The organism is Actinomadura sp. HBU206391, from assembly GCF_014323665.1.
Lineage (GTDB): Bacteria > Actinomycetota > Actinomycetes > Streptosporangiales > Streptosporangiaceae > Actinomadura_C.
Map to the genome: position 1 here is coordinate 1 of NZ_JABVEB010000281.1, position 6,706 is coordinate 6,706.

Consider the following 6,706-nt stretch of genomic DNA (forward strand, 5'->3'; position numbering starts at 1 on the left):
GCCGGGCCATCGCCAGAGCATGACGGAGCGCATAGGATTCTCCCGTGTTCCGCTGTCGTGAGGACGGTGGCGGGGCACCGCGGGAACGGGGGCGGCGGCCCACTCGTTTACGGGGACGGCTGAGTTTCAGAGCCGCAACCCCACCGTGGAGCGGGGGTCAGCCCGCTCCACGGGGGTCACGTCCCCAGAGGGTTGCTGGGGTGGTCACGCAAAGAGCCGAGGTCTGTTCTGTGGTGACGGCACCTCCTTTCCGCGATGGAATGGCCGGGGCCGGGGCGATGTCCGGGCATGGTCCTTCGCCGCCGCCCCCGCGGGTCTTCTAGTCGCCATGCCGGGCGGGCCGCCGTTCCGTCAGAACGGTCGCCGCCGTGGTCGATGGCATTACGGTCTTCGCTCGCGTTGCGACGTCGCTGTCAGGTCGGTCGCAGAGTCGTGTCGCGGTGGTCTCAGGTCGCGGTCTGCCGCGTTGGTCTCAGGTCGCGTCGAGGCGGTCCGGTCGCTCATCAGAGCGGGATCTGCGCAGGTCAGGCGTGCCGCCCGGGTGCTCTGAACCCCACCCGGAGAAAGCCGCCGCCGGCTTTCGGTGCGCCGGCCACCGGTCAGATCCGGTCTTCCGCCGGTCCTCCCTTCGCCTCTCGCGACTGCCCTAGGTGGGAGCGCTCCCACGTCGCCACGACCAGAAAAGTACCTCGCCTGACGGCGTGTGAGAAGAGGTTTTCAGCAACAAATTTCACACAGCCGTCATATTGCAGGTCAAGCATCCGTAACACGAAATGAGGACACTACCTCCTCACCATGCGGAATGGCCGCGCTCCTCTCCTAAGCCATTGCGCGTCATGGCGAGGCGGCGTCGAGGCGCAGGAGGTCTTCCTCGATACGGTCGAGGGCGAGACGCACGGCACCGAGGCCTACGGACTCATCGCCCAGGGTCGACGCCTCGATGCGGGTCGGCCCGAGGCACAGCGGCTGCAGATGCCGGCGCAGCTCTGCGACGAGCACGTCCCCGGCCAGGGTCAGTGCGCCGCCGACGATGACCATCTCGGGGTCGAGCGCGAGCACCATGGCGGCGATGCCCCGGGCCATCCGCCCGGCCACCTGGTCCACCCGCGCCAACGCGGCCGGGTCCCCGGTCCGCGCCGCCGTCAGCACCTGCTCGGCGGCCCGGTCCGCCCGCTTCTCCGGCCCGGGAGGCGCGCCGAAGCCGGCCAGTTCCGTCGCCGTGTCGCGCAGGCCCAGCTCGGGCAGCGTCCCGACCTCGCCTGCCGCGCCCCAGCGGCCGCGGTGCAACCGCCCGCCGATCACGACACCGGCGCCGGTGTGCAGCCCGGCGAGGACATAGACCATGTCGTCGACGTTCTGGGCCGCCCCGCGCCAGCGTTCGGCCACCGCGGCGAGATTGGCGTCGTTCTCGACCAGCACCGGGAAGGGGAACCCCCGGCCCAGCTCACGGGCCAGGTGCACGCCCTGCCAGTCGGGCACCACCGTGCAGATCGCGACCCTCCCGCCGGAGTCGATCACGCCCGGGGTGCCCGCCGCCACCGCCCAGAGCCGTGAACGGTCCACCCCCGCGTCGTCGAGGCAGGAGCGCACCGTGGCACGCACCGCCGACAGCCGTTCCCGCGAGGTCCAGCCGACCTCGAGTTCGGCCCGGTGGCGGCCGACCACCCGGCCGTCGAGATCGGCGGCGTAGGCGAGCGTCCGGTTCGCGTTGATCTCAATGCCCAGGGCGTACCCGGCCTCGGCGCGGAAGCGGTAGCGCCGCGCGGGCCGGCCGAGCCGCCGGCCGGCGTCGGGAGCGACCTCCTCGACCAGCCCTCGTGCGGCCAGCTCGCTCAGCGCACCCTCGGTCGTGGGACGCGACAGGCTCAGCCGGTTCGCCAGTTCGGTGAGGGTGGTCTCCCCGGCCCCGCGCAGCGCACGCAACGTCGCGACCGAGTTCAGCCTGCGCAGCACCGAGGGGTCTCCCCCGTGCAGGGGGACTCCGTGCGGCGGGACTCCGTGCGGCGGGACTCCGCTCACCTGTCCCCCTTGACATGACTCGGCGGGCGGACCACATTATGAAAACCACTTATGAAAGCTTGCTTCGTAAATAGGCCGCCGGCTGGCGGCCCGATGTCCGGACGACGGGAGCGATGCGCATGACGGGGGTAACGCTCGCGGTGGCCGGAGCGGGGGTCCGGGGGGCCGCCTACGCCCGGCGCGCTCTGCTCACCGGCGGCGCGAAGGTGGTCGCGGTCGCCGAGAGGGACCCGACGCGGCGGGCCAGGTTCGCGGCAGAGCACGAGATCCCGCCGGACCGCGTCTTCGCGGACTGGCGCGAGCTCGCGGCGGCCGGACGCGTGGCGGGCGGCGTGATCATCGCGACGCAGGACAGCGAGCACGTCGAGCCCGCCGTCCGGTTCGCCGGCCTCGGCTACCACATCCTGCTGGAGAAGCCGATGGCCGGCAACGAGGCCGACGGCGCCCGGATCATCGAGGCCGTCGAACGTGCAGGTTCCATGCTCGCCGTGTGTCACGTGCTCCGTTATACGCCCTACACGCGCAAGCTCAGAGAGCTGGTCGCCGCGGGCAGGATCGGCACGCCGGTCAGCGTTCAGCACCTCGAGCCGGTTGGTTGGTGGCACCACGCCCACTCGTACGTGCGGGGGAACTGGCGGCGCGAGGACGAGTCCGGCCCGATGCTCATGACCAAGTCGTGCCATGACATCGACTGGCTGATCCACATCATGGGCGAGGTGCCGGCCCGGGTGAGCTCCTTCGGCGGGCTGTCGCACTTCCGGCCCGAGCACCGGCCCGAGGGGGCCACCGACCGCTGCGTCACCTGTCCGGTCGAACCGGACTGCCCCTACTCGGCGAAGCGGCTGTACCTGGCCGCTCTCGGCGATCCGGTGCGTGAGGAGTGGCCGCTCGGGGCCGTGACGCACGACCTCACCGAGCAGGGGGTGCTGGCCGCCCTGCGCGACGGCCCGTACGGCCGCTGCGTGTACGCGAGCGACAACGACGTGGTCGACCATCAGGTCGTGAACCTGGAGTTCCCCTCGGGTGCGACCGGCTCGTTCACCATGACGGCGTTCACGCCGTTCGCCCAGCGGCAGACCCGCGTCTTCGGCACCCACGGCTGCGTCGAGGGCGACGGGCGGCGGATCTCGGTGCACGACTTCGTCACCGGCGACGTCGAGGCGATCGACGCCGGCGACGCCCGCACCGCCCATGAGGCGCCGAGCGGCCGGCACGACATCGCCGACGACGCGCTGCTCGACGCGTTCGTCGCCGCGGTCGCCACCGGCGATCCCGGGCCGCTGATCTCGGACGCGCGTGAGAGCCTCGCCGGGCACCGGGTGGTCTGGGCGGCGGAGCGGGCGCGACACACCGGGACGGTGGTCGACATCGCCCCGATCCAACCCAGGAGAGGTGCAACGAACCGATGAGGACCAAGACTCTGCCGGGCGGCGCCGCGACGGCGCTGCTCCTCGCCCTCGTCCTTGGCGGGTGCGGCTCGGACACCAAGGCGGCAGCGCCGACGGCGTCGGCCAACGAGGGTCGCGGGCCGTTCACGTTCGCGACCGGCAAGGACATGACGGGTCAGCTGCAGAAGCTGGCCGACAAGTGGAACGCCGCGCACGGCAGCGAGAAGGTCCGCATCGTCGAGTTGCCCGAGGCCGCCGACCAGCAGCGACAGCAGCTCGTGCAGAACGCCCAGATCAAGTCGGACGCCTTCGACGTGCTCAACCTCGACGCCGTGTGGACGGCGGAGTTCGCCGCCCGCCGGTGGGTCGTCGAGCTCGCGAAGGACAAACTCGACACGGCGGGCTTCGTGCCGGCGGCGCTCCAGACCGGCATGTACCGGGACCGGCTCTACGCCGCGCCCTGGCTGACCGGCACCGGGATCCTCTACTACCGCAAGGATCTCCTCGCCAAGGCGGGCGTCGAGCAGCCGCCCAAGACCTGGGCGGAGCTGCGGGACGCCTGCGGCAAGGTGAAGAGGCTCCCCGCGGCCAAGGGCGTCGACTGTTACGCCGGCCAGCACGACAAGTACGAGGGTCTCACCGTCAACTTCTCCGAGGCCGTGCAGTCGGCCGGCGGCACGGTGTTCGACGCGGGCGGCGCACCGCAGGTGACCACCCCCCAGGCCAAGGCCGGTCTCCAGTTCCTCGTCGACGGCTTCGAGCGGGGCTCGATCCCCAAGCAGGCGCTGACGTACAAGGAGGAGGAGGGCCGCCGCCGGTTCCAGGACGGCAAGCTGGTCTTCCACCGCAACTGGGCGTACGTGTACGCGCTCGCCTCCGAGAACTCGTCCAAGGTGAAGGGCAGGTTCGAGGTCGCGCCGCTGCCCGGCAAGGACGGGCTCGGCTCGGGCACGCTCGGCGGCAACAACCTGGCCGTCTCGACCTTCTCCAAGCGTCAGGCCAGTGCGCGCGACTTCATCACGTTCATGACCAGCCTGGATACCGAGCGCGACTACGGCAAGAAGCAGTCGTTCCCGCTGTCCCGTTCCGCCCTGTACGACGACCCGGAGATGATCAAGCTCTACCCGTACCTGCCGGTCCTCAAGGAGGGCCTGCTCCACGCCAGGTCACGGCCGGCGGTGGTCAGGTACGGCGAAGTCACCGCGGCCGTCCAGGAGCACGTCTTCGCCGCCATCAACAGGGAGAAGAGCGTCGACCAGGCGGCGGCCGGCCTGCAGGACGCCCTCACGAAGCTGAAGGACTGACCCGCCCGAGCCGAGGGGCCGGCCCACGTACGGGCCGGCCAACCACGGGCCGCGAACGGCCCTCGTATGGACCGCCCACGTACCGATCCCAGGACCCGGCGACGACCGGGTACTCCAGAACCTCCCGCGGGAGGTGGCGCCGGCCGGACCGTCTCCCAAGGCCACGAGCGGTCCGGCCAGGCCGGCCAGGCCGCGGCGATGCCCGAGCAGACCGTGCAGACCGTGCAGACCAGAGCAGGCCCGAGCACACCGTGCAGACCGTGCGGACCGTGCAGACCGCCGTCACGGCGGACCCGTCCTCCCGCCCCCACACCCTGGAGCCCGCGCATGAGAACGCCTCTGCCCCGGCCAGGCCGCCGGTCCTTCCTCGCGATGACCGGCGTCAGCTCGGCCGCATTCGCTCTCGGCACCGGCCACGCCGCGGCCGACGAACTCGACGGGGCCGGTGTGCCGGCCGACCCGTTCACACTCGGCGTCGCGTCCGGCGACCCGCTGCCCGACGGCTTCGTGCTGTGGACGCGGCTGGCCCCCGAGCCACTGGCCCCGGACGGTCATGGCGGCATGCCGCGCCGCCCGTACACCGTGCGCTTCGAGGTCGCCGAGGACGAGGGCTTCGCCCGCCCGGCCGCGCGCGGTCAGGCGGTGGCCACGCCCGAGCTCGGGCACTCCGTGCACGCCGAGGTGCACGGGCTGCGGCCCGGGCGTGACTACTTCTACCGGTTCCGGGTGGGCGGCGAGCTCAGCCCGGTCGGCCGTACGAAGACCGCGCCGGCGCCCCACACGACGCCGGGCGAGCTGCGGTTCGCCACCGCCTCCTGCCAGGCGTGGTACCACGGCCACTTCACCGCCTACGAGCACATGGCGCGGGAGGACCTCGACGTCGTGTTCTTCCTCGGCGACTACGTCTACGAGTACGCCATCAACGCGACGAACCTGTGGCGCCAGGGCGTGCCGATGCCGCCGGCCGAGCACAACGCGCCGACCATCACGCTGGAGCAGTACCGGCTGCGGTACTCCCTCTTCAAGACCGACCCGCACCTGCAGGCCGTGCACGCGGCGGCCCCCTGGGTGTCGACCACCGACGACCACGAGGTGGAGAACAACTACGCCGACGAACTGTCGCTGGAGAGCGGCACGCCGCCACACGACTTCCTGCGCCGCCGAGCGGTCGCCTACCGCGCCTTCTACGAGAACCTGCCGGTGCGCTCGGCGCCGCGCGGTCCCGACCTGCCGGTGTACCAGCGCCTGCGATGGGGACGGCTCGCGGACATCGACGTCCTGGACACGCGGCAGTTCCGTGACGGCTATCCGGCCGGCGTGGTGACCGACGACTCCCCCGAGCGGCACGACCCGCGCCGGTCGATCCTCGGCGAGCGGCAGGAGCGGTGGCTGCATGAGAGGATGCGCCGGTCGGAGGCGACCTGGAACGTGTTCGCCCAGGGGGTGGTCATGGCCCAGATCGACCGCGACACCGGGCCCGGCGAGCTCTACAGCAACGACCAGTGGGACGGGTTCCCGGCCGCCAGGGATCGGCTCTTCGCCGCGTGGCGGCGGTACGGGATCGCCAATCCGGTGGTGCTGACCGGGGACATCCACCGCCATGTGGCCGCCGAGCTGAAGGCCGACTGGCGAGACCCGGCCTCCGCCGCGGTCGGCGTCGAGCTCGTGGGGAGCTCCATCGCCTCCGACGGCGACGGTGCCGAGAGCGACAACCTGGCACCGATCTGGCTCGGCAACCCGCACGTGAAGCTCTACAACGCCCGCCGCGGCTACCTGAGCTGCCGCATGACGCCGGCCGAGCTCACCTCGGAGTTCAAGTCCGTTCCCTTCGTCCGCACGCCCGGCGCCCCCCTCACCACTACGGCGCGTTTCGTCACCGAGGCCGGACGCCCCGGCCTGAACCGGGAGGTCTGAGCCATGACCGAGAAGAGGATCGTGGGCCGCAGGGCCGCGCTCGGGCTCGTCGCGACCGCCGGCGTCGTCGGCGCGGGCGCA

Annotated in this window: 4 protein-coding genes; 3 read left to right on the top strand and 1 reads right to left on the bottom strand. The window is 71.8% G+C overall.

The window, feature by feature from the left end; all coding sequences use genetic code 11:
* Positions 1-834: 834 nt before the first annotated feature.
* On the bottom strand, positions 835-2,019 hold the full coding sequence (locus HKK72_RS34120) for an ROK family transcriptional regulator (protein WP_222721488.1): 1,185 nt from the start codon (positions 2,017-2,019) through the stop codon (positions 835-837).
* A 119-nt stretch (positions 2,020-2,138) separates the two neighbouring features.
* Here HKK72_RS34120 and HKK72_RS34125 point away from each other — a divergent pair, with 119 nt between their 5' ends.
* The 3 genes from HKK72_RS34125 to HKK72_RS34135 all read left to right on the top strand — a co-directional run bounded on the left by HKK72_RS34125 (position 2,139) and on the right by HKK72_RS34135 (position 6,625).
* A complete protein-coding gene (locus tag HKK72_RS34125; protein ID WP_187238546.1) occupies positions 2,139-3,428 on the top strand; it encodes a Gfo/Idh/MocA family protein in 1,290 nt (429 codons plus the stop codon).
* Complete coding sequence (locus tag HKK72_RS34130) at positions 3,425-4,711, top strand: ABC transporter substrate-binding protein (RefSeq protein WP_187238547.1); 1,287 nt, start codon at positions 3,425-3,427, stop codon at positions 4,709-4,711. The genes HKK72_RS34125 and HKK72_RS34130 overlap by 4 nt, the downstream gene beginning before the upstream one ends.
* Positions 4,712-5,038: 327 nt before the next feature.
* Positions 5,039-6,625 carry an alkaline phosphatase D family protein gene (locus HKK72_RS34135; protein WP_222721489.1) on the top strand — a complete coding sequence of 529 codons (1,587 nt, stop codon included), beginning with the start codon at positions 5,039-5,041 and terminating at the stop codon, positions 6,623-6,625.
* Positions 6,626-6,706: the final 81 nt, after the last annotated feature.